This is a genomic window from Vibrio sp. RM-41-2B, from assembly GCF_024744415.1.
Taxonomy (GTDB): Bacteria; Pseudomonadota; Gammaproteobacteria; order Enterobacterales; family Vibrionaceae; genus Vibrio; species Vibrio diabolicus.
This window is the reverse complement of sequence record NZ_JAMQWD010000040.1, coordinates 1-18368: the sequence shown is the minus strand read 5'-3', so window position 1 is coordinate 18368 and position 18368 is coordinate 1. Positions and strand designations below refer to the sequence as shown.

Below are 18368 nucleotides of genomic sequence, written 5' to 3'. Positions count from 1 at the left end.
CTGTATTATTCCTCTAGTTTTGCACTAAATAGCTGCTGACTTTGGCTGAAACAGGCCGTACGAATGTGCACCTGAATGGGATAAACGACTTCAAATCGATATCGACGGCAAGTTCTCCCATATTGCTCTATGAGCACTTGAACCAACTTGCTGTTTTGCGAGATATCGCCATCACTTAGCTCAATAGTACAAACGTCCCACTGAACTTCGTTTTGACGCTCTTTGAACTTAACGATGCCAATGCCTAACCTTTCAAAAATCCGCTTGAAGCCCGCTACGCTACCTGCGTCTTTGGCGTTCACTTCTGCGTATTTCACTCGCTTTCGAAACAGTGAAAGTGGCTCACTCTCAAACCTTTTGATATCTCTATCCCATGCCATTAATTCCAATGCTTTTTCGTTACAGGTCAACGCATCCATTTGGCGAAGCGGAAATAGTAGACTGCTCCAAATTATCTGGAAGAATGAAAAAACGCCTTTAGATAAAAAGTGAGGTTCTTTGACTTCATCCGCCGTCGTTCTTCCGTCCTGCCACCATGGGATCACAATTTCGGGTAAGCGAGGGGAATGTCGGCTTTGGTCGTAATTTCGAGACTCAGACATCCACGAGTTCCCTAACTGCGAGTGATTTCAATCGAGGCTGTTCTAGCTTGCTGATAATGTCTTTTTGGACTTTTCCGTCTACGGTAAACCTTACCGATTCAACTTCCGTCATGTTGGTATGTATCTCAGTACCAAGCAAAGATAAGCTAAAACGATGCTCAGGTTTCGCGCGTGTCATTTCTGGGTAAGCTGCTGTTTCTCGAAAAGCTGCTCTAATCCTCGCTTCCACTTCAAGAAGTTCATTTACTTTGGTGGCGCTGTCTAAGTTCTCAGCTAAGACGACATCCGCCGTGATCTCATGTTGCGTATCGGGAATGGCTTTACAGGTAAGTACATCACCGTGACCGTGATGCCCTTTAGACATTATGTGCTCATTTAGCTGTTCAAGAACGGTTAGCGGGGTTGGTCCCACTTCCATCAAAATCAATGCTTCTGCTGAACCAGGGGTTATGTCCCCTGTATTTCTAAAATAGATGTTATCACTTCGGATCCCCGCTACGCTGGCGATGATAGAGCGATACACATCATCGATGTGCCATTCACCAGAGCTAGTAAAGGCATTTTGAATACGAAGCGCTAACTCTTCATCAGTCTCTGCATCAGCACCGAGTACAGAGAGCCAGTCAGGTTCATTCACCGCATCAACAATGCCCGGTATCGCTTCAGGAATAATGTTGAAATAGCCCGCCGGCAAGTTAAACGCGGAGCCCGCTTCAAGCGCTTCGACAAGCACCTTACCCTTCAAGTGACCAGCCTCGATGATTCCAGGCTCGATAACTCGAACTTTATACATAACGCCATCTATAGGTAGCGTTTGAATAACCGCCCCTTTCTCAATCGTCACCGCATCAGCAGCACTTGCTTTAGTTAGTGTGATGTAGCCTTGTGCTCTTTGAGCTACTTTCGGCGCGATATTGTGCTCCCAAGCTTTTAGGTCCAGAGCCCAACGCTCAGCGGTTGCCACGAACATATTGGGCATAACGTGCTGAGCCAATAGATGTCTAATCAGCCAAACACATGGCGTGACCACTGCAGCGCGAACCCAACGCCAAAACGGTGACATTTCGGAGTCATTCGAAACCTTGCTACCAGCCCCCACGACTTCTTGTTTTAGTTTGGTTTCAAAGTCCTTTTCGGTAACTGGCACACCCGATTCACTTAGTACCTGAACAAAATTCGTACTTGGTCGTTTACTCATGCTTTCACCTCAAGTTCCCCATATTCATAAGCCTTAGCGGTTAAGGTGATATCACTAGTTTCTGTTTCTCTTGCTGTCGCTGAACCCGGTACCACTCTTACATCTCTCTCAGCAAGTTGCTCAATTTGCACCATTACATCAGCGCGTAACGCTGGGTTTCTTTCTGCAACCAATTGGCGAGCCAATCCTGATTCCATGATCGCGTGCTTAATGTCCTGCGCGATGCTGTATAAATCACTGCACTCTTTAGGCTGTTGGCCTGCGTCCATATCCCAGCCACCCTCGACCACTTTGATATCGTTGTAGCGCTTGCGTTCTGTTAAGTCGTTACCCCACATTGAGCTCATCCCACTCGGCTAATTGGTCTGGTGTTATTCCGTTAGGGGCAGTGATATACACGTCGCCAAAAGAGCTAACTCGACTAGCATCACTGTGATTGGTTGTTTTCATATTGTTCACCACTTGAGGAGGCAATCGTGGCTCGTTGCTCTTCCCTTTATATTCGATAAACGGTTGAGGCGATTGAGTATCTAGGTTTGGAGCTTCAACATTGATGCTTGGCTGAGAAATAACCTGGCTTTCTGCAATTTTGAACGGCGCCATTTGCTCTGGCTTATATCCATAAACGTCTTGGTTCGTCGCTATCGCAGACTCGTAACTCATTTGAGGTTGAAGTAGTTCTAATTGCTTAACTTCTGACGCATCACCCGGAGTTAGGTTCTGTGATATAGGAGTACTGTGTTCAGCTTGGACGGCCGTTGTCATCTCTGGCGTTTCAATTTGGCTCCCCAGTTCAATATCAACACCTGGGATCATATTGAGTAAATCAACGAGTCCTTCGATAGCATGAGCAATAACATCAAACCAAGCCGTATCTTTAAACGCGGAGGTTAAGTCGTCCCACCAATAGATTGCCGCAGCAATACCACCTATAAGCAGCGCTATACCAGCGACAACCCAAGTTAACGGGTTGGCCCAAAGCGCGGCGTTAAATAGCCATGCAGCAGCAGTACTCGCCAGCGTACTAATACGCAGTAGTTTCATGATGCTATTTAAACTCGTCATGGTAACCGTCCAACCAGCAGACATCATTTGCCCGATACCCATGGCAAGCGACAATGTTGCAATCACCCCGCCAAGAGACAGGCCTGCGATAGCGACATAGCCAAGAATTTCAGCAAGCCAAGGAAATTGGTCCGTCCAACCAACAATCACCATTAAGCCGTCAGCCATGGTGCCTACAACCGAATTGATTGAAGGAAGAATCGCACCAAATACCGCAGCACGAACCGCAAACCATGCCGCTTCTAACCGTTCCCACTGATCTGTCATGGTGCTGGCCATTTGCTCAGCCTTCGACATTCCCTCGATTTGACCAAGTTGGTCAATACTGCCTGCGAGTCCTTCGGTATCAGCCATTAATAACTTAATCATGCTAACGGCTTCTTCTGAGCCGAATGCCTTTTTCAAATCAGCTGCTTCAGCAACACTTAAGGTGTCACCATATTTACCTTTCAATTGTTCAAGAATATCTAGCATAGGCAGCATCTGACCTTGGCTATCGGTAAACGACAAATTGAGCTTATCTTGAGCGTTGGCCACACCCGCTAAGAATGCTTTGTATTTGGTACCCGCTTCGCTGCCACTCATGGTTGATTGAAGAGTGCCTAAAATCGCCATCTGCTCTTCGATAGCAACTCCTGCACTGGTCGCATTCGCTCCGATGCTAGTAAAAGCACTACTCATGCCTGAGCCTGTAGTCTTAAACATTTCAACAGACTGCGCGGTCATGCCGGCAATTTGTTTGGACCAAATACCAACCCCAATTTCATCAGCTTGATTTTTGAAAACACCATACATGGTGCCCATATAATCCGTAATGGTTGCAGTATCAGCCTTAGTCGCAGCGGCTAAAACGGCAGAGCTTTTGGTGATGTCAGAAAGGCTATCTCCATCCATATCACCAAATGCTGACTTGATATCATATGAGGCGCCGACAATATCTGTGGCAGACTTCCCGTACTGTGCCGATGTCCAAAGTGCGGTCTTTGAAAGCTTCGTGAGATCCTCATCCAGAACCCCTAACGACTTCACTTCGCCTAGCTTTCTATCCATTTCAATCGCTGGCATCAGCGCATTTTGAATAGCAAAGCCCGTGGCGACTAAACCCGCACCACCTGCCGCCATGTTTTGCATGCCTTGCTTACCAGCATCCATCGAAGCTTGTACTTCTTTAGTAATCCCCTGCAACGGCTTGGTGACTTGATCAACCAACGCTATGTGCATTAACAATTTTTCCATGCTCATCGCGTAATACTCACTCGCTCTTTATGTCTGTTAATGACTAAACAGTCGGCTGATAGCACTCATTACCGCTCTTTCTTCGCGTTCGAACTGGTGTTTGTCCAGCCAGATAGCGCGACTTAAACTTCTTTCGTCGTCTGGTTCACTCGGCAAAAAATGACGACGAAGGGCAAAGGCTTGTTCCAAAGGATTGTCTTCAATCCGCTTTGCCCTATCTGTTATTTTTTTAGTGTGATTTCGATACCACCTTTAGAAGCGTTACTTACCGTGGCATAAAGCTCGATAGTTAAGCCAGGAACGCTATCAAGTAACTCAGTGAGCTCATCTTTTTGCTCTGGGTTCACAGTACGCGTTAAGTACGTATAGGCAGGCGCGACTTTGTTGTTAGGCATCATGTCATTGGTATAGTTATTTGCATCCTGTACCGTTGGCGTAAATACGAAGTCAGTGCCACCGATAGCGACTACGACAGGTTTTGATGTGAAGGTAGGTTTAGTCATTTTTACTTCTCTTCTTGTTTTCGTGCTTAGCACGCCATTGCAAATAATCTTCAATCTGGTTATCACACTCAGTCAGTGCGTTTTTCAGCTTGGGAATGTCGTCGGTAACCACTTCTGGCCATGTCCCTTGAACTTGTGGTTTTGAACAGGGCACCAACATTCCAGCAGGTGGCAATTTCATGAACACCTGCGTTGCGACGGTTTCAGTAGGGTTCGCGCAGGCGGTCAGTAACAGTGGCAGGGATATGGCACTGAACGTTTGCCAGCTCTGTTTTAAGTGCTGCCAGGTCTGCATTGAGTTTTTCCTTTGCTGCTATGTGTTGCCGTTGCCGCTGAACTAACATGTTGTTAGCTTGCTCACTTTCACCCTTCAAAAATTCAATGGTGATTAAGTTGATTTGGTTGTTTGCTTCTGCCTTGGTGAGCTTTTCACTTAATGTGGTTTTCTCTGCTTTGACGGTATGAAGCTGCAGCTTCAGCACCGCGATGGTCGTCACCAACACAGCAATACCAATCCACTTAATCCATTTCCATGCAGCGATCACGTTCTAATCCTCTTCGAGTGACGAGTCCTTTAAGTACAACACCCTGACTCTTTACCCACTCCGTAATGTGACCGCAGGCTTTGGGATAATTGCCATGTTTGATTGCTGCGTAAATCCGAGTGTCAGAGCCGTCCTTATTTTTGCGAAACTTGGTACACCCGAAGTTGAAAACAAAGCTGGTAAATGCGTCAAATTGACCCGTGCTCATTTGCGCTCCTGAAATCCTTTCTGCATTGGTCACACATCGTTCGGCCGATTGAATATTTTTCACCCAGTCGCTCGCGACTTGCTCCAATGTGATTGGCGTATCTGGCACACCATGAGTATTCCCAATTCCATTCGTAGGAATACCTCCCGGACAAACGTAAGGGTTCTGCCGGCATCCCTCTGCATCACCAATCAACTTCAGTCCTTTAGGGGTAATGCGCAGCGTTCCTAAGTCTCGTTCCGATACCACAACTTGCCCAATGGGCTGCGTCAATTCAGGTCCATAAACAGCCGTACCACCTGTTACCAAGCCGATCACAGCGACGACAGAACAAATGATGCGCTTAGTCAGTTTCACTCAGTGCTACTCCTTTTTCGCTAGCAATACGTTGCATTGCTCGCTTGTGCCAATAGTTCAATCCCAGTGCTGCAAGGCCAATCACTAGTGATAAAATGAAATACCACTGCTCAAATGTCAGCTTGCTGAAAGTCATTCCTGCCAATGACACAAGGTAAGCAACTCCACTGGTTAATTTGTCGAACCAATCTTTCATATCGTTACTCCAACTTAGCCTGGCAAGGTGCGCAAAACTGGCATCCCGCTATAGCTATCTGACGCCCTTCAGGGATAGGGTCACCACATTCAAGGCATTCTTTTGCACTCTCTTGTTCGCTTGTCTGCATAGACTGTTTAAGCTGGTTTGCGATTGCCATTTCAGTAAACTTGGTTTCGTTACTACTAGCATGGTCGATAAAGTCAGGCATTCGTTCTCTCTCTGATAGGCTTAAAGCAAACCGCGGGTATCATCATTACTTAGGTATGAGATGCCATTAATGCGAACAAAGTGAGGGCTCGTCACAAAGCCTTTAAGCTTGCGCTTGGTTTTATCACTGCTGTTTGGATCAACACTAAGTAAATCTGAGATTTGAAGCTTCACACCAAACAGCTCTACTTTGTCTTCATCATCGCCAGTATTTGCATAGAACATACAGTCGTGTGGCTTAATACCGCGCCAACTGCCAGCTTCGCGAGCTTTTTGTTGAAGCTTACGGAAGTTGTTCAAGTCCAGTTCATACTCAACATCACAACTCACAGCTCCATGAGTAAATCCAGTGGGAATGCCGCGCTCTTTATCAACAGCAGACTCATCATTGATGGTTGCTGTAGCCGACTCCACATGAACCAAAATCCCCAGCATGTTTATGTCGAAGCTTCGCCCTGTATAACGAGAATTCATTGTTTACTCCCCTAGTCGTTGATTGAGCATGATGCCGATGGTGATTTTCACTGGGCACTCGTAAGGTGTAACTGCGAGTAGAATTTCAACTTCTTCACTATTAACCCATGTAATGGTGATGTCATCGTCTTGAGGTGGTTTGATTTCACCAGGGAACTCGTAATCACCAATTTTTTTCACTACCGCCATTTCACGGAGGTCTTGAGTAAAATACAGCTTTGCGCTGGCTTCACTGCCTGGTGTGGAATTGAATTCTCGATCAGCAATTCGTGCAATTGCTCGTACCCGCACTTTACGTGCTGCTTTCATGGCGACACGAATGTGACGAATATCTTGATAATCACCACCAGGGACATCTAGCGTACGTCCAGTTGTCCAATATTGTCCCGGATAATCTGGATACCACATCGGCACAGCGATTCGAGCAGCTTCTAGTGCTTTAAGTGTTGCTAGCTCTAATGGCTTTCCATCCTTATCTTTTGCTAATTTCATACTGCCCAGAATGCTGCCTGTTTTTACTCGTGCCGGTGAATCAGCAATAGATACTTCTTGATTGGCCAACCGACCTGCATAAATGCCAACTGTAGAGTTTCCTTCGTGTACTTGTGGCACTACGGTGATGTATTCACTTGCAATGCTCTTTGGCACATTCACCGTTTGCGCTAACCACTCGGCCCATGTTTCACCGTCCTCGGAATCATTAATTCCTGGTAAGGAACAGATCATGAAAACTTCTCGGCCAAGCTTGGCTTTAAGTTCATGGCGAAATGCGACTGCATCTTCAAGAGTGGACGCTCCAGTATTTGGCTTATCCAACACAACAGCTTCAAAGCTTGATGTCTCATTGGCTTTAAAAACCGCTGCCTGCCAACTATCTGATGGGTTTAAAACGATCACACCGGCAGTCCAGTTCTGTTTCCCATTTAACTGAGCAGCTTTTAGCGTGAGTATGTGTATAGGGTCGATGTTATCGAATGTGCTGTCTGAAAAATCCGTGGTGTTATCCACCATAATTAGGTTGCGCTCTGTTCCTGCAACTGTGCCGTACACAACAAACAGAAAGTGAAATTCAACGCCCGGGATCGGTCCGCGCATCATGTTCAGAATGTTAATAATGACGGTAGGCCATGCCATGTTTAGTTGCTCCTATTTCGATTCATTTCCCGCTTGATAATCATTGCTGCCCGTTTCGGACTAATGCCTATCAATCGGCGTTCTGGGCGATCTACTTCCCACTTACGTGATGGCGTTTTATTTTCCAGATCACTAATCAGTTTTGCGGCTTCAGCGACGGTCATATTCTGAGTAATGAATTTGAGCGTTGGCTTTTTGCCTCTCTTCTGCCTGCCTTGGGGCGGAAGTCTGTAACCTAAGTCGCGTAACTCTTTCGCTTGCTCTCTCGTTGCCGGGTCGGTTTTCTTTGGTTCTTTCGCTTTCTTGGCTTGCTTGAATCGCTGCTGCAATCCGCTTTCCTCTGCTTCACCTGTATGGTGAGCCAGTGCAACGGTTCCTCGTCTTGATGGCCAACCAACAACCAAAACCCGGTTATTGTCTTTTTGAAAGTGCTTTAGCTTCTTAGTGAAACCTTTAAGCATTTTTCGCCTGCCGTTTTTGCGCTTTGACCACGCTTTACCGTCTGGGTCACGCTGCGCTCGAATGTTTTTTTTGGTCGTTTTAGTGATGTATTTACCAAGCTCTTTCAGCACTCGGGCTCTGGCTTTTTTCTCAAGCTTTAGCAGCTCGAATTGCTCTTTAACTCGCAAATAACTGCGCTTATCGGCCCGTATCTCATACATTGCGGAGAACTACATGTGATAGCCTTTCCGCCTGCCAAATCTCGTACTCTTCAATCTTCCAGCGTTGACCATTCCAATAGATTGGCCCGTCTGGGTCGTCTAAGTCTTCGATGCGGAAACGGTCAGAATCGTTGTCTATCAACCACGCCCCAACATTGGCGAACAGCACCGCTGGGTCGTATTCTTTGAAAGGGAATTTGTCGAAGTAGAAGTCAGCAACATAACGCTGATACAGCAGGTCAAAACCATGGCCCATGTGCTTGGTTTCTAGTTTCAACTCAACCTTGCCCATTTCACATTCCATGCGCTTGGCTATCTTGTCGCCCACAACGCTGATTAAAAATGCGTTTAGATCACGCAGCTTGTAGCCTGCTTGGTATTGCGTTCTCATAGCAAATCCACCGATGAACGGTTCAGCCCTTTCATGTTTCGAATAATGCGCTGGCTTTCTGAAAGTAATTCAGTGCGCACCTCTACGCTTCTGTCTGCGATGTGATCGCCCTTGTCCTTGGTATGAACAGTTGCAATGTCCGGCAGCAAATCAGCTTTGGCTCTCGCAAATACTGCTGATTCGTATTGATATACAACACGGTTTTTATCATTCATTTTCGGAAAAGTAGGAACATCGCCAGCAGTTGCATGCCCCTCTTCCTGATACTTAGCTTTTAAGTCTTCGAGTTGCTGATTAACTTCCGAAACAGCATTAACTAGAGCGATAGCAATACGTTCTGAGTCTTGAGCAGCAGGAATACCGCGACGCTTTTCAAAATCACCAGCATTGATGTTCGGCCAAAAACCGTCATTGGTGATTTCTGTCGCTTGATAATCCGAACCGGAAGATCCCGTAAACATCGTTATTCCTTTTTTAATAAGTGAGCCTCTAGCCACTGGGTCGACGGTATTGAGTTAGCCTATTGGCACTCTTACCTCACCAGCCGAGGCTCGGCGGCGTAGGAGCTGTTACAAGTTTTTGTTGTCTTTAATCGCTCGAATACGTTGTTCTACCTGACCAATTTTGGTTTTCACCCCAATTTTGGCGTACTTCTCATGAGCACACTGCAGTAGCAACAAGGCCTTTTCCAAGGTATCTAAACAACCGATAGACGTCGGTTGCGGCTGTCCTTCTTCATTTCGAAGTAAGTGCAACCCAGCAAACCGATACCACTTGGCATGCACTTCTTCGTGTAGTCGCCATTCGCCCTCAACCTTTTCAAAAACCGCGCTGAAATAAGGCTCGATAGAATGTCCTCTGCCAGACTCTTTTTCCGCCCAAGCTAAAACTTCATCGGCGCACACGGTTGGCCAGTCACGTCGGAAGTTATCTGGTGTAGGTAAATCAAGCGCTATGGCTTTCAAGCACCAATCAATCGCGGTTTCCATGTCGTTGACATCGAACAACCAGATAACCATATTGGTGAAAATTGGGTTCTCGAATACTTCGCCTTTTGCTAGGTAAGCTTCCACGTACGGTTTGTACTTGGGCACCAAAACATCACGCTTATGTTTCACCTTGTCTTCGATAGCATTGAGCTGTTTTAGATACTTGCGGTCTTCTTCAAAATCGATCAGCTTGATGTGCAGGCTTTCGGTATTTGCACTAGCACTCAACTTCGATGCAGAATGACTGACTTGATTTTCTAGAAGCTGACGACGCTGCCTTGCTAAAGGACTAGCCATTCATCACCTCTGCAACGGCTGATTCGACGACTGAAACAGATTCGATAGCAGCGAACTTTTTAAGATTTCCCACAGCGTAACCTTCCATACGGATATGGTTAGATTCAAAACGTAGCTCATCGTCATTGTTTTTCTGGCGACGCTGCTGTGTGTTTGCTTGGGTAAGAACTTGTAGGTTCTTGGTATTGGTAACCCATACTTGGTCAGCCGGGAAGAATGGAGGTGTATAAGCTTTTTTGCCTGCAATAGTTTTTGCAAGAGCTTGCGCCGCTTTATGTTCTGTCGGAGAATTTGCCGCTTCTAGCAAGCGATGTTGTTCAGCCGCAACCAAATCAGAGCCGACCAACACGACAAGATCGGGATCTTGGCGATGCTCTGGAGCAATAGTTGTGTTGATTAAGTCTTGTACCAACGAATCAAGGTTTTTGTACGAATCTGCCGCCGCTCCGGTAGGGTCTAGCTTCGCAGATCCCAAAACTTGGCTAGCTTTCTTCTCTTTAACGACGGTAAGCCAACCTTTGTTTACATCTTGGCCTAGTGGATTAGCAACTGGGTCAGTAGGCGTGGCGATTGATGTACCATTGAAGCCTACACGAAGAATATCCAATGCAAACACTCGAGAAATAGCGTTTAGCATTAGTTTAAGCCATTCGCCTTTCTTCCCAGAGTTTGCCCATTGGGTCATGGTCTCCCAAAGAATATGAGCACCAGAGTCCGTTTTAGTCAGTTCGTAGGTATTACCACTTTGACCCATTTCACGACTGAAACGGCCTGATGACGTACGACCTGTAGAAAGGCCATCATTACCAACATCTACCACTTGACCTTTAATCTGTTGCACTGGAAGGAGAGAGATCATGTTTAAGAATTCATGAGACTCTAGAATTGCCTGACGTAGAGCAGTTTCCATCGGTGGTGTGATGTTAAACGTGCCATATGGGACGTCTAAACCAGCAGCTTGAGCTACGGATAAACTAAACTCCGCTAAGTATTTAGTTGAAACAGCATTTAGCATTAAAATACTCCTTCCATTTTATCACTTGCACCCTCACCACCCGGCTCTTGGCCCGGCACTTCTTGTGATAGTTTGTTAAATTTCGATACCAAACCATCTACTGTTTCTACCAATGGGTTTAGCTTGTCATCCAAAGCTGCAGAGAACTGTTCAACAATTGCCCCTGTATTTACTTCCGGCTCTGGTTCTAGGTTTTGCTGCGAAAACTCTTGTTTGAGTTCATCTTTCAGCTCGGTTTTTAAGGCACTAAATTTTTTATCAAATAGTGCTTCTAGTTGCTCTGGAGTCACGTCAATGTCCTCTGGTTCAGGCTCTACAGGTGTAATTTCTGGCAGTGCCCCGCCAGATTGGAAATGTTTTGCCAATTCTGAGAAAAACTTAGAGATAGGATTTGTTGTGAAGCATTCGGACACGTCTAACTCTTCAAGATCACTACATTCAATCTTGGTCACTTCACCTTGCTTGCGCGAGAACTCAAGGCGGTCTGTCCCTGTAGATGCTGGGGAGTCAGTCACAGCTAGGCCCATCAGGTAACATCGCCCCTCGCCCTTGTAATCAGGATTCGGCTCAATAGATGTAAATAGCTTTTGACCATCTTGGTTAGCGTCAAGCAAATATTGGTTTGGCGTAATCTTGGCGAACAGTCTTAACTTGCCGTCTTTCTTTTCGGCTTTTAGTTGTTCAACTACCCCCCAGTTTTTACCCTCAAACACATTCCAGTGAGAGCGTGCGTGTTCAGGCCAGATCATCGCGGTGTACTCAGAAGTTGAATACAGCGATGCCATGTCTTTAATCCACGCTGCAGTTATTTGGCGACCATCTACAGTAGCCCCCTCAGTTGCAACAATTTTCCAATCACTGGTTTTGCTCATGTTTGTCGTTTGCCTAGTTAAATCACGTCAAATAAATCTCGGTCACGGCAAACAATACGCCTTTGAATGAGTGGTTTCAGCCACTTCAATTCCTTGCAATTCGGATTTAGCCCATATCCGAATTCATCCGAATTTAAGTTAGTCATTTGCAAGTTTTCGGCGCGTATGATGCGCTTATGGCATATTCTCCCGAAATACGACAAGCCGCCCGAGCTCTCTATTTGAAAGCTTGGACGCCACGTGAAATCGCTACCGAACTGAACCTGAATAATGAGCGCATCATTTATTACTGGGCAGACAAATTCGGTTGGCGCGATATGTTGCGTGAACAAACCATTGATGAAGCGATAGCAAATCGAATTCAAACACTGCTTGAACTTGTTGACCCCACTAAAAACCAACTAGACATGCTCGATCGGCTTATCAAGCATCACGCTGCATTAAAGAAACAAAGGGCACAAGAAAAGCAGCAAGGTGAGCAACCTTTAAATACAGGGAATAAAAAGCACGACGGTACAAATAGCCGTAACAGCCAGAAATCTAGCAGTAATTCAAAATCGACCAAGAAACGTAAAAGTAAAAAGAATGACATCAGCGAACTGAGTGAAGAGGACTTTGTCACATGGCACGATTCCCTGTTTGCCTATCAGCATGTAATGCGTAACAACATAAAACAGCGTATTCGAAACATTCTTAAATCCCGCCAAATTGGTGCAACTTACTACTTCAGTGGCGAAGCGTTAGAAGATGCGATTCTGACCGGCGATAACCAGATCTTTTTGTCAGCATCACGAGCTCAAGCAGAAGTATTTCGCAGCTACATCGTTGCTATTGCAAAAGAGTTCTTAGACATAGAGCTGACTGGAAACCCAATCATTCTCTCCAATGGCGCTGAACTTCGCTTTTTATCTACCAATAGCAAAACCGCGCAGAGTTACCACGGCCATGTCTATGTTGATGAGTATTTCTGGATACCGAAGTTTGACGAACTAAACAAACTCGCTTCAGCAATGGCTACCCATAAAAAATGGCGTAAAACCTACTTTTCGACACCATCATCGAAAATGCACCAGGCATATCCGTTTTGGACGGGCGACCAATGGCGAAAAGGCAGAGACTCACGCGCCAAAATTGAGTTTCCAACGTTCGATGAATATCGCGATGGTGGTGTACTTTGCCCTGATAAGCAGTGGCGATATGTCGTCACGATTGAAGACGCTGCAGCAGGCGGCTGTGAACTATTTGATATTGAAGAACTGAAGGAGGAATACAGTAAAGACGATTTCGATAACCTGTTTATGTGTATCTTCGTCGACGGGTCTTTGTCTGTATTCAAATTCTCTGACCTCGAAAAAGGCATGGTTGACTCTGCCCACTGGCAGGACTTCAAGCCGAAAACAAAATCACCGTTTGCTGGGCGTGAAGTATGGCTGGGTTATGACCCTAGCCGAACGCGAGACAATGCTTGTTTGGTAGTAATAGCTCCGCCAGCAGTTGCAGGTGAAAAGTTTCGTGTCTTAGAGAAGCACTACTGGAAAGGGCTTAACTTCCAGTACCACGTGAGTGAAATTGAAAAGGTATTTCAACGCTACAAAGTCACTTACATAGGCGTTGATACTACAGGCATTGGTGGCGGTGTTTGGGACTTAATTAAGAAAAAGCACCCTCGTGAGGCCCACGCCATACATTACAGCAACGAAAACAAGAATCGCCTAGTAATGAAGATGATCGATATCGTAGAAGCAAAACGACTGCAGTTTGATGCCGAACACAAAGACATTGCTATGGCATTTATGGCGATTAAACGAGTGCCGACCAATAGCGGTAACGCTATGACCTTTAAAGCAGAGCGAAGTGAAACAACAGGCCACGCTGATGCATTTTGGGCCATTTCACACGCCATTATCAATGAGCCGCTAGACCACAACACACCAACGAAATCAACCTGGGCGACTGCAGCATGAACAATCAAAAAGAAAAACTAGTACAACAGGAGCAACATGCGGAGTCTGTTTATCACCTTGACTCTACGCCTGAAGCAATTGACTCAACCAGTTGGATGACTTCATATTCTGAGCTTTTCTATAACGACACTGATGGTTACTGGGAACCACCAATCTCACGCCAGGGCTTAGCAGAAACTTCTCGTGCAAACGCCTATCACGGGTCTTTACTTAAAGCTCGAGCAAATTATGTTGCTGCCCGTTTTATTTCAGGTGGCGGTTCAAGACGTCGACAGATTCAATCTTTTTGTAATAACTACTTCACGTTTGGTGATGCCGCATTTTTAAAAATCCGAGACCACTTCAAGCGTGTTGTACGCTTGTTTCCTCTACCGACCATGTATCTGCGTAGACGTAAAAATGGGGACTTCGTTTTGCTAGAGCGAGACAACAAGCAACGAGTGTACAAAGAGAATGACATCATTTTTTTGCCTCAAGAAGACCTGCAACAGCAAGTTTATGGCCTACCTGATTATCTAGGTAGTTTACAAAGCAGCTTACTAAATCGAGATGCAACGCTATTTCGTCGTCGCTATTACAAGAATGGTGCACACATGGGATTCATTTTTTACGCCACGGATCCAAACCTTAGTGATGACGACGAACAAATGCTGAAGGAAAAAATCGCGAGCTCTAAAGGGGTGGGTAACTTTAGAAGTATGTTTGTTAATATTCCAGGCGGTGCAGAAAAAGGTATTCAGCTAATCCCGGTGGGCGATATAGCGACAAAAGATGAATTTGAGCGAATCAAAAACATCACTGCGCAAGACATTCTCGTAGGCCATCGCTTCCCTATAGGAAAAGCAGGAATCATTCCCCAAGGAACGACTAATCTAGGTGATCCTGTCAAAATTGGCAGTGAGTATGCCAAAGACGAAATCATCCCTGTATGCGAACTTATTATGGATGAAGTGAACAACGACCCAGAAATCAGAAACATAAAAAGCCTTCACTTTAAGTTTGATGTTACTACCGGGCAATGCTCACAAAACTGTACATAAACACAGTTTATAGCTTAATATTGAACTGTCAGTCAGTTCAGCCAGGTCATTGTTATGAGAGTTTCTTGCCCAGAATGCGGTGAAAAAAGCCGCATTCAAAAATCAAACAAAATAAGTGCTAAATACGCAGATTTATACTGCTCATGTAGTGACCCTGAATGTGGTCATTCATTTGTAATGAATTTGTCTTATAGCCATACTCTTAGCCCTAGCGCTAAAACCACTTCGCAGTTAGCTTTTAATATTGTTAAGACTTTAGCACCAGAACATAGAGAAGAGTTAAAACAGCAGCTGTCGATTCTATAGCTTAAAAGTAGGACTCTCTGCCTCATCAGCCATCCCAATTATCGACTGGATGGCTTTTATTTTTTCGTCATCCAATAAGTGAGAAAACCGCGGTAATATTCCCTCTAGTAAAACTCGCCCCGCTTCCTCTCTTCCCTCGCCCACAGCACTGACGGCTACCCCATCAATGATTATATCCAGAGCGGATTGAAACAACTGTTTTTCTTTAGACATATCAACACCCTTACCAATCATTAGTGAAATATACTGTATATCCATACAGTTTTCCACAGTGGTTTTAGATACAATTTACTCATTGAAGGATTAGAGAGTTACTTAGACTTCACATTAAACATTCCCGTCAAGCCGTTAATTTAGGTGGACTTTATCGGGATCTTTGGATAAATGAGAAAGCTAAATGACCATCAACTCTGATATGTTACAAATACTTATGAAAGAAAATGAGTACAGCTAATGAGCTCTTATGTAGCAACTGCACAGTTGCAAAACTTTTAACTAGATTTATGAAACAAGTTGATCAAACCTATTGTTTTTCACAAGCTAAATAGGAATAGTTATGCCAGAAAGTTATTGGTTTACAAAGGTAATCCCATCCTGCGTTGCTTGCTCCACGGTTGTAGCTGGTGTCATTCAATTTATACAAGTTACTCCATTACAAATTGAACTTACAAAAGAGAAAGAAAAGGTTAAAGCTCAAACAAGCCTAATCAAAACAACGAAAGTGTATCAAGACTTACAAAAGCTCTACTTGGAAGAAAAAGTAAAGCGAGAAATGCTCGACGAAGAGCTAAAAGGAACAGCCAGACTAGAAATAGAAAAGAGAAAGGTGGAAATAGAACTTCAATCAGTTCAAAAGCAGTTAACTAAGCTCGAGAAATATTCGGATTACGAAAGTTTAGCGGAAAGACTAGCAACCACTGAATTACGCTTAGAAGACTATAAATCAGCACACGCTACCTTATTAAACCAATATGAAAAACTACAGTCAAAACTCTCTCTGAAAGATGATCTTAAAAAATTAAATGAAGAGAAAAAACATCTCGAAACTATCTTAGACTGCATGAGTCGAGGGTGCACTACCAACATCTATTACACGAAGTACGATGACAAGTATGAGCCTGTTGCATTTGAACAGTATCGACGTCAGTTAAATGAAGCTAATAAAAACATTTCTATTATATATTCATCAATAGCGACAAACTAAAGTTGAATAACGTCTACCAAATATCCTTTGATTAAAATAGCAGATTACATCTTGATACTTAGTAACGTTTTTACACTTTAACTCGCATGATTTTACATTGTTTATCTTTGGACTATCATTCATATGCAATGATGCACACCCCAAGGAGAACTGTACAATGACTAATACGCAAAAGCCAGGTGAAAAGCCTAATAAGCCAGGTGAATATGAAGAAAGAGGTCCTAGAGGTGGACAGGTGAACAAGCCTAGACAAGTTACAATAGAACCTGGCGACGATAAGCTACCGCCGACACAAGAAAAGGATAGAACTTGGGTTCGAGTTAACAAACCAGACAAATGATAATCCTAAAAAATCAATCACACATAACTCCCAAAGCTTAAAACATTTGTTTGAATTTGGGAGTTATTTTTAATGAGCCATCACTCAGCTCTGAATTATACAAAAGTGATTACCAAGGAAGGCTGACAAAAACACTATGAAGACTAAACCTAGTTTTTGTTGAGTGACTTCACTCAAAGGTTCCTGTCAGGTTAGTAGAAAATACGATGCCATTAAGCTGGTTTTGTTCGCACATAGCCTTGAATCTTTCTATGCAGTATAAGTTGCTAGCCCCTTCTAATCTTGATTTAAAGATCACTTTATCTTTCACATCATCATCAATGAATGCAAGAACCTCTAACCCATCAGGGCTTCCATATGAGATCTTCTCTACACACTTTTGTCTATCTTCTTTTCCAAAAGTCAGCGATGTATATAAATACCATTGTTCACCTTGATAGTTGACAGGTAAAAAATCCCCGCTTTCAGATAAGCAACTATTTAGAGCTTCATATGCCCTCGGAGATAAAACAAGATATGTTCGTAACCATAAGCTAATATCAGGCAATACAGAGTTATCGGTTAATACATCTTCAAACTCGACCTCCGCAGGCTTCCAAATATCTTTCAGAGATTTATTTTCAACAGCCTGCAATAAGATTCTCTCAAAATAGTCGAAATCCCCCAACTGGGTAGCGATTTCATCTGGGCCAGAACATACCGACTGAAACTTAGTTAAATCATCTGTAATTTTATAAACCGTCATCATCCTTTCCAAACTTCATTCTTAGCTTCCAAGACCTCTTTAGGGTAGGTGCCACTCTTTAACTCCATTTTGACCCGAAGTAAGTTAGCCTCAAAGTGCTGTTTACTCGGAATACCCTTCGAAAATTTGGAACTAATCCAAGTTTCATAATTAAATGTATGGATCGAACGGTGAGCCGGAGACTTAGGTGCTTCCCAGTTAAAGTCCGTATGCTTCGCATAATTTGTTAACCAAACACCATTTACGGGCGCATTTATGCCAATTTTATGCATGTGCAAATTTAATCTTGCGGCTCTCATTTCTGCTTTTCTAAACCTTCCCGAGCCAGGAATGATATGGTGAGGCTCATGGTTTTTAGTTGGTTTAGGCTCTCCTGCAGCGGTTAGATTATTAGCTAGTTTCGTCGTCGGATGATGCTTTTCAACGAACAACTCTTTCGCATTTTTTTTTAAGTTTTCTGCAGAGTACGATTGCAACTTAGCTTGCATATCTTCAACTCGAGCATGAGCAATGAGTTCAATCCTCACTTTTTTCAAAAACCTCAAGTCTTGTGCTTCAAACTGCAATCGTTTTGCTCTTTGCTGTTCAGTTTCACCCGCAGGTGGAGCCACACGATACTTGCTATAGAAATCGTCGACTAACGCATCAAAACGATCTAAGGCCAACTCAGCTGCAGTTGGATTACTAGGACGATTCGTTTTTCGTCCAACTATACTCAAATTATGCTTCATACTCGTATCCCTCGAACAAACAAAGCCGTTGGATAACATTCACATAACTGACGAGCAAATAATCAATAGCCTTTATGTGGCCTA

The 18368-nt window shown here is 44.3% G+C and carries 27 protein-coding genes; 5 read left to right on the top strand and 22 right to left on the bottom strand.

Annotated features, from left to right (window positions below; genetic code table 11):
• Positions 1–5: 5 nt before the first annotated feature.
• From NB463_RS17670 to NB463_RS17585, 19 genes are all read right to left on the bottom strand, one after another.
• The gene (locus NB463_RS17670; RefSeq protein ID WP_258430714.1) at positions 6–602 is read right to left on the bottom strand and encodes a phage tail protein; all 597 of its coding nucleotides are present in this window, start codon (positions 600–602) and stop codon (positions 6–8) included.
• Positions 595–1800: a baseplate J/gp47 family protein gene (locus NB463_RS17665; RefSeq protein WP_258430715.1), complete on the bottom strand. Its 1206-nt coding sequence runs from the start codon at positions 1798–1800 to the stop codon at positions 595–597. Before NB463_RS17665 ends, NB463_RS17670 begins: the two co-directional genes overlap by 8 nt.
• Positions 1797–2138, bottom strand: a complete 342-nt coding sequence (locus NB463_RS17660) for a DUF2590 family protein (protein WP_258430798.1) — start codon at positions 2136–2138, stop codon at positions 1797–1799. The genes NB463_RS17665 and NB463_RS17660 overlap by 4 nt, the downstream gene beginning before the upstream one ends.
• Positions 2128–4107, bottom strand: a complete 1980-nt coding sequence (locus NB463_RS17655) for a phage tail tape measure protein (RefSeq protein ID WP_258430716.1) — start codon at positions 4105–4107, stop codon at positions 2128–2130. The genes NB463_RS17660 and NB463_RS17655 overlap by 11 nt, the downstream gene beginning before the upstream one ends.
• 30 nt (positions 4108–4137) lie before the next feature.
• On the bottom strand, positions 4138–4290 hold the full coding sequence (locus NB463_RS23965; RefSeq protein ID WP_017821181.1) for a DUF6890 family protein: 153 nt from the start codon (positions 4288–4290) through the stop codon (positions 4138–4140).
• 32 nt (positions 4291–4322) lie between these two features.
• On the bottom strand, positions 4323–4604 hold the full coding sequence (locus NB463_RS17650; protein WP_017821180.1) for a putative phage tail assembly chaperone: 282 nt from the start codon (positions 4602–4604) through the stop codon (positions 4323–4325).
• Positions 4597–4785, bottom strand: coding sequence for an Rz1-like lysis system protein LysC (lysC, locus tag NB463_RS17645; RefSeq protein WP_017635439.1), 189 nt, complete (start codon positions 4783–4785; stop codon positions 4597–4599). Before lysC ends, NB463_RS17650 begins: the two co-directional genes overlap by 8 nt.
• Before the next feature lie 22 nt (positions 4786–4807).
• A complete protein-coding gene (locus tag NB463_RS17640) occupies positions 4808–5149 on the bottom strand; it encodes a hypothetical protein (RefSeq protein ID WP_258430720.1) in 342 nt (113 codons plus the stop codon).
• Positions 5124–5714: a lysozyme gene (locus tag NB463_RS17635; protein WP_258430721.1), complete on the bottom strand. Its 591-nt coding sequence runs from the start codon at positions 5712–5714 to the stop codon at positions 5124–5126. The genes NB463_RS17640 and NB463_RS17635 overlap by 26 nt, the downstream gene beginning before the upstream one ends.
• The gene (locus tag NB463_RS17630) at positions 5701–5910 is read right to left on the bottom strand and encodes an HP1 family phage holin (RefSeq protein WP_017635442.1); all 210 of its coding nucleotides are present in this window, start codon (positions 5908–5910) and stop codon (positions 5701–5703) included. Before NB463_RS17630 ends, NB463_RS17635 begins: the two co-directional genes overlap by 14 nt.
• A 4-nt stretch (positions 5911–5914) precedes the next feature.
• Positions 5915–6121 carry a TraR/DksA C4-type zinc finger protein gene (locus tag NB463_RS17625; protein WP_017635443.1) on the bottom strand — a complete coding sequence of 69 codons (207 nt, stop codon included), beginning with the start codon at positions 6119–6121 and terminating at the stop codon, positions 5915–5917.
• Positions 6122–6141: 20 nt separating this feature from the next.
• Positions 6142–6594, bottom strand: a complete 453-nt coding sequence (locus tag NB463_RS17620) for a phage protein (protein ID WP_017821175.1) — start codon at positions 6592–6594, stop codon at positions 6142–6144.
• Positions 6595–6597: 3 nt separating this feature from the next.
• Positions 6598–7728 (bottom strand): DUF2586 domain-containing protein, encoded by a 1131-nt coding sequence (locus NB463_RS17615; RefSeq protein WP_258430723.1) that lies wholly within the window; start codon positions 7726–7728, stop codon positions 6598–6600.
• Between the two features lie 2 nt (positions 7729–7730).
• Complete coding sequence (locus NB463_RS17610) at positions 7731–8390, bottom strand: phage virion morphogenesis protein (protein ID WP_017635446.1); 660 nt, start codon at positions 8388–8390, stop codon at positions 7731–7733.
• A complete protein-coding gene (locus NB463_RS17605; RefSeq protein WP_258516024.1) occupies positions 8383–8781 on the bottom strand; it encodes a phage tail protein in 399 nt (132 codons plus the stop codon). The genes NB463_RS17610 and NB463_RS17605 overlap by 8 nt, the downstream gene beginning before the upstream one ends.
• Positions 8778–9242 (bottom strand): head completion/stabilization protein, encoded by a 465-nt coding sequence (locus NB463_RS17600; protein ID WP_104974964.1) that lies wholly within the window; start codon positions 9240–9242, stop codon positions 8778–8780. Before NB463_RS17600 ends, NB463_RS17605 begins: the two co-directional genes overlap by 4 nt.
• Before the next feature lie 108 nt (positions 9243–9350).
• Positions 9351–10067: a phage terminase small subunit gene (gene gpM, locus NB463_RS17595; protein WP_258430727.1), complete on the bottom strand. Its 717-nt coding sequence runs from the start codon at positions 10065–10067 to the stop codon at positions 9351–9353.
• A complete protein-coding gene (locus NB463_RS17590; RefSeq protein WP_234499370.1) occupies positions 10060–11082 on the bottom strand; it encodes a phage major capsid protein, P2 family in 1023 nt (340 codons plus the stop codon). Before NB463_RS17590 ends, gpM begins: the two co-directional genes overlap by 8 nt.
• Positions 11082–11954 (bottom strand): GPO family capsid scaffolding protein, encoded by an 873-nt coding sequence (locus NB463_RS17585; RefSeq protein ID WP_258430731.1) that lies wholly within the window; start codon positions 11952–11954, stop codon positions 11082–11084. Before NB463_RS17585 ends, NB463_RS17590 begins: the two co-directional genes overlap by 1 nt.
• Before the next feature lie 176 nt (positions 11955–12130).
• Between NB463_RS17585 and NB463_RS17580 the strand changes: the two genes are divergently transcribed.
• Genes NB463_RS17580 through NB463_RS17570 form a run of 3 tightly spaced genes read left to right on the top strand, consistent with a single transcriptional unit; the run spans position 12131 to position 15264 of the window.
• Positions 12131–13918: a terminase large subunit domain-containing protein gene (locus tag NB463_RS17580; RefSeq protein WP_258430732.1), complete on the top strand. Its 1788-nt coding sequence runs from the start codon at positions 12131–12133 to the stop codon at positions 13916–13918.
• Entirely contained in the window at positions 13915–14958 is a 1044-nt protein-coding gene (locus tag NB463_RS17575) for a phage portal protein (protein WP_017635452.1), read from the top strand. The genes NB463_RS17580 and NB463_RS17575 overlap by 4 nt, the downstream gene beginning before the upstream one ends.
• 54 nt (positions 14959–15012) lie before the next feature.
• The gene (locus NB463_RS17570; protein WP_017635453.1) at positions 15013–15264 is read left to right on the top strand and encodes an ogr/Delta-like zinc finger family protein; all 252 of its coding nucleotides are present in this window, start codon (positions 15013–15015) and stop codon (positions 15262–15264) included.
• Here NB463_RS17570 and NB463_RS17565 read toward each other — a convergent pair.
• Positions 15259–15522: a hypothetical protein gene (locus NB463_RS17565; protein ID WP_017635454.1), complete on the bottom strand. Its 264-nt coding sequence runs from the start codon at positions 15520–15522 to the stop codon at positions 15259–15261. The genes NB463_RS17570 and NB463_RS17565 overlap by 6 nt on opposite strands.
• Before the next feature lie 298 nt (positions 15523–15820).
• Between NB463_RS17565 and NB463_RS17560 the strand changes: the two genes are divergently transcribed.
• Together NB463_RS17560 and NB463_RS17555 are read left to right on the top strand one after the other, a co-directional pair.
• Positions 15821–16468, top strand: a complete 648-nt coding sequence (locus NB463_RS17560; protein WP_258430735.1) for a hypothetical protein — start codon at positions 15821–15823, stop codon at positions 16466–16468.
• 157 nt (positions 16469–16625) lie between these two features.
• On the top strand, positions 16626–16808 hold the full coding sequence (locus tag NB463_RS17555) for a YjzC family protein (protein ID WP_017635456.1): 183 nt from the start codon (positions 16626–16628) through the stop codon (positions 16806–16808).
• A gap of 169 nt (positions 16809–16977) precedes the next feature.
• On the opposite strand, the gene NB463_RS17550 is transcribed toward NB463_RS17555, so the two are convergent.
• Positions 16978–17553 (bottom strand): hypothetical protein, encoded by a 576-nt coding sequence (locus NB463_RS17550; protein WP_258430736.1) that lies wholly within the window; start codon positions 17551–17553, stop codon positions 16978–16980.
• Positions 17553–18284: an AHH domain-containing protein gene (locus NB463_RS17545; RefSeq protein ID WP_258430737.1), complete on the bottom strand. Its 732-nt coding sequence runs from the start codon at positions 18282–18284 to the stop codon at positions 17553–17555. Before NB463_RS17545 ends, NB463_RS17550 begins: the two co-directional genes overlap by 1 nt.
• Positions 18285–18368: the final 84 nt, after the last annotated feature.

Excerpts from the sequence above, each read along its gene's own strand:
- NB463_RS17670 (WP_258430714.1), bottom strand. The coding sequence starts at position 602 with ATGTCTGAGTCTCGAAATTACGACCAAAGCCGACATTCCCCTCGCTTA.
- NB463_RS17665 (WP_258430715.1), bottom strand. The coding sequence starts at position 1,800 with ATGAGTAAACGACCAAGTACGAATTTTGTTCAGGTACTAAGTGAATCG.
- NB463_RS17660 (WP_258430798.1), bottom strand. The coding sequence starts at position 2,138 with ATGTGGGGTAACGACTTAACAGAACGCAAGCGCTACAACGATATCAAA.
- NB463_RS17655 (WP_258430716.1), bottom strand. The coding sequence starts at position 4,107 with ATGAGCATGGAAAAATTGTTAATGCACATAGCGTTGGTTGATCAAGTC.
- NB463_RS17650 (WP_017821180.1), bottom strand. The coding sequence starts at position 4,604 with ATGACTAAACCTACCTTCACATCAAAACCTGTCGTAGTCGCTATCGGT.
- lysC (WP_017635439.1), bottom strand. The coding sequence starts at position 4,785 with ATGAAATTGCCACCTGCTGGAATGTTGGTGCCCTGTTCAAAACCACAA.
- NB463_RS17630 (WP_017635442.1), bottom strand. The coding sequence starts at position 5,910 with ATGAAAGATTGGTTCGACAAATTAACCAGTGGAGTTGCTTACCTTGTG.
- NB463_RS17625 (WP_017635443.1), bottom strand. The coding sequence starts at position 6,121 with ATGCCTGACTTTATCGACCATGCTAGTAGTAACGAAACCAAGTTTACT.
- NB463_RS17620 (WP_017821175.1), bottom strand. The coding sequence starts at position 6,594 with ATGAATTCTCGTTATACAGGGCGAAGCTTCGACATAAACATGCTGGGG.
- NB463_RS17615 (WP_258430723.1), bottom strand. The coding sequence starts at position 7,728 with ATGGCATGGCCTACCGTCATTATTAACATTCTGAACATGATGCGCGGA.
- NB463_RS17610 (WP_017635446.1), bottom strand. The coding sequence starts at position 8,390 with ATGTATGAGATACGGGCCGATAAGCGCAGTTATTTGCGAGTTAAAGAG.
- NB463_RS17605 (WP_258516024.1), bottom strand. The coding sequence starts at position 8,781 with ATGAGAACGCAATACCAAGCAGGCTACAAGCTGCGTGATCTAAACGCA.
- NB463_RS17600 (WP_104974964.1), bottom strand. The coding sequence starts at position 9,242 with ATGTTTACGGGATCTTCCGGTTCGGATTATCAAGCGACAGAAATCACC.
- gpM (WP_258430727.1), bottom strand. The coding sequence starts at position 10,067 with ATGGCTAGTCCTTTAGCAAGGCAGCGTCGTCAGCTTCTAGAAAATCAA.
- NB463_RS17590 (WP_234499370.1), bottom strand. The coding sequence starts at position 11,082 with ATGCTAAATGCTGTTTCAACTAAATACTTAGCGGAGTTTAGTTTATCC.
- NB463_RS17585 (WP_258430731.1), bottom strand. The coding sequence starts at position 11,954 with ATGAGCAAAACCAGTGATTGGAAAATTGTTGCAACTGAGGGGGCTACT.
- NB463_RS17580 (WP_258430732.1), top strand. The coding sequence starts at position 12,131 with ATGGCATATTCTCCCGAAATACGACAAGCCGCCCGAGCTCTCTATTTG.
- NB463_RS17575 (WP_017635452.1), top strand. The coding sequence starts at position 13,915 with ATGAACAATCAAAAAGAAAAACTAGTACAACAGGAGCAACATGCGGAG.
- NB463_RS17570 (WP_017635453.1), top strand. The coding sequence starts at position 15,013 with ATGAGAGTTTCTTGCCCAGAATGCGGTGAAAAAAGCCGCATTCAAAAA.
- NB463_RS17565 (WP_017635454.1), bottom strand. The coding sequence starts at position 15,522 with ATGGATATACAGTATATTTCACTAATGATTGGTAAGGGTGTTGATATG.
- NB463_RS17560 (WP_258430735.1), top strand. The coding sequence starts at position 15,821 with ATGCCAGAAAGTTATTGGTTTACAAAGGTAATCCCATCCTGCGTTGCT.
- NB463_RS17555 (WP_017635456.1), top strand. The coding sequence starts at position 16,626 with ATGACTAATACGCAAAAGCCAGGTGAAAAGCCTAATAAGCCAGGTGAA.
- NB463_RS17550 (WP_258430736.1), bottom strand. The coding sequence starts at position 17,553 with ATGACGGTTTATAAAATTACAGATGATTTAACTAAGTTTCAGTCGGTA.
- NB463_RS17545 (WP_258430737.1), bottom strand. The coding sequence starts at position 18,284 with ATGAAGCATAATTTGAGTATAGTTGGACGAAAAACGAATCGTCCTAGT.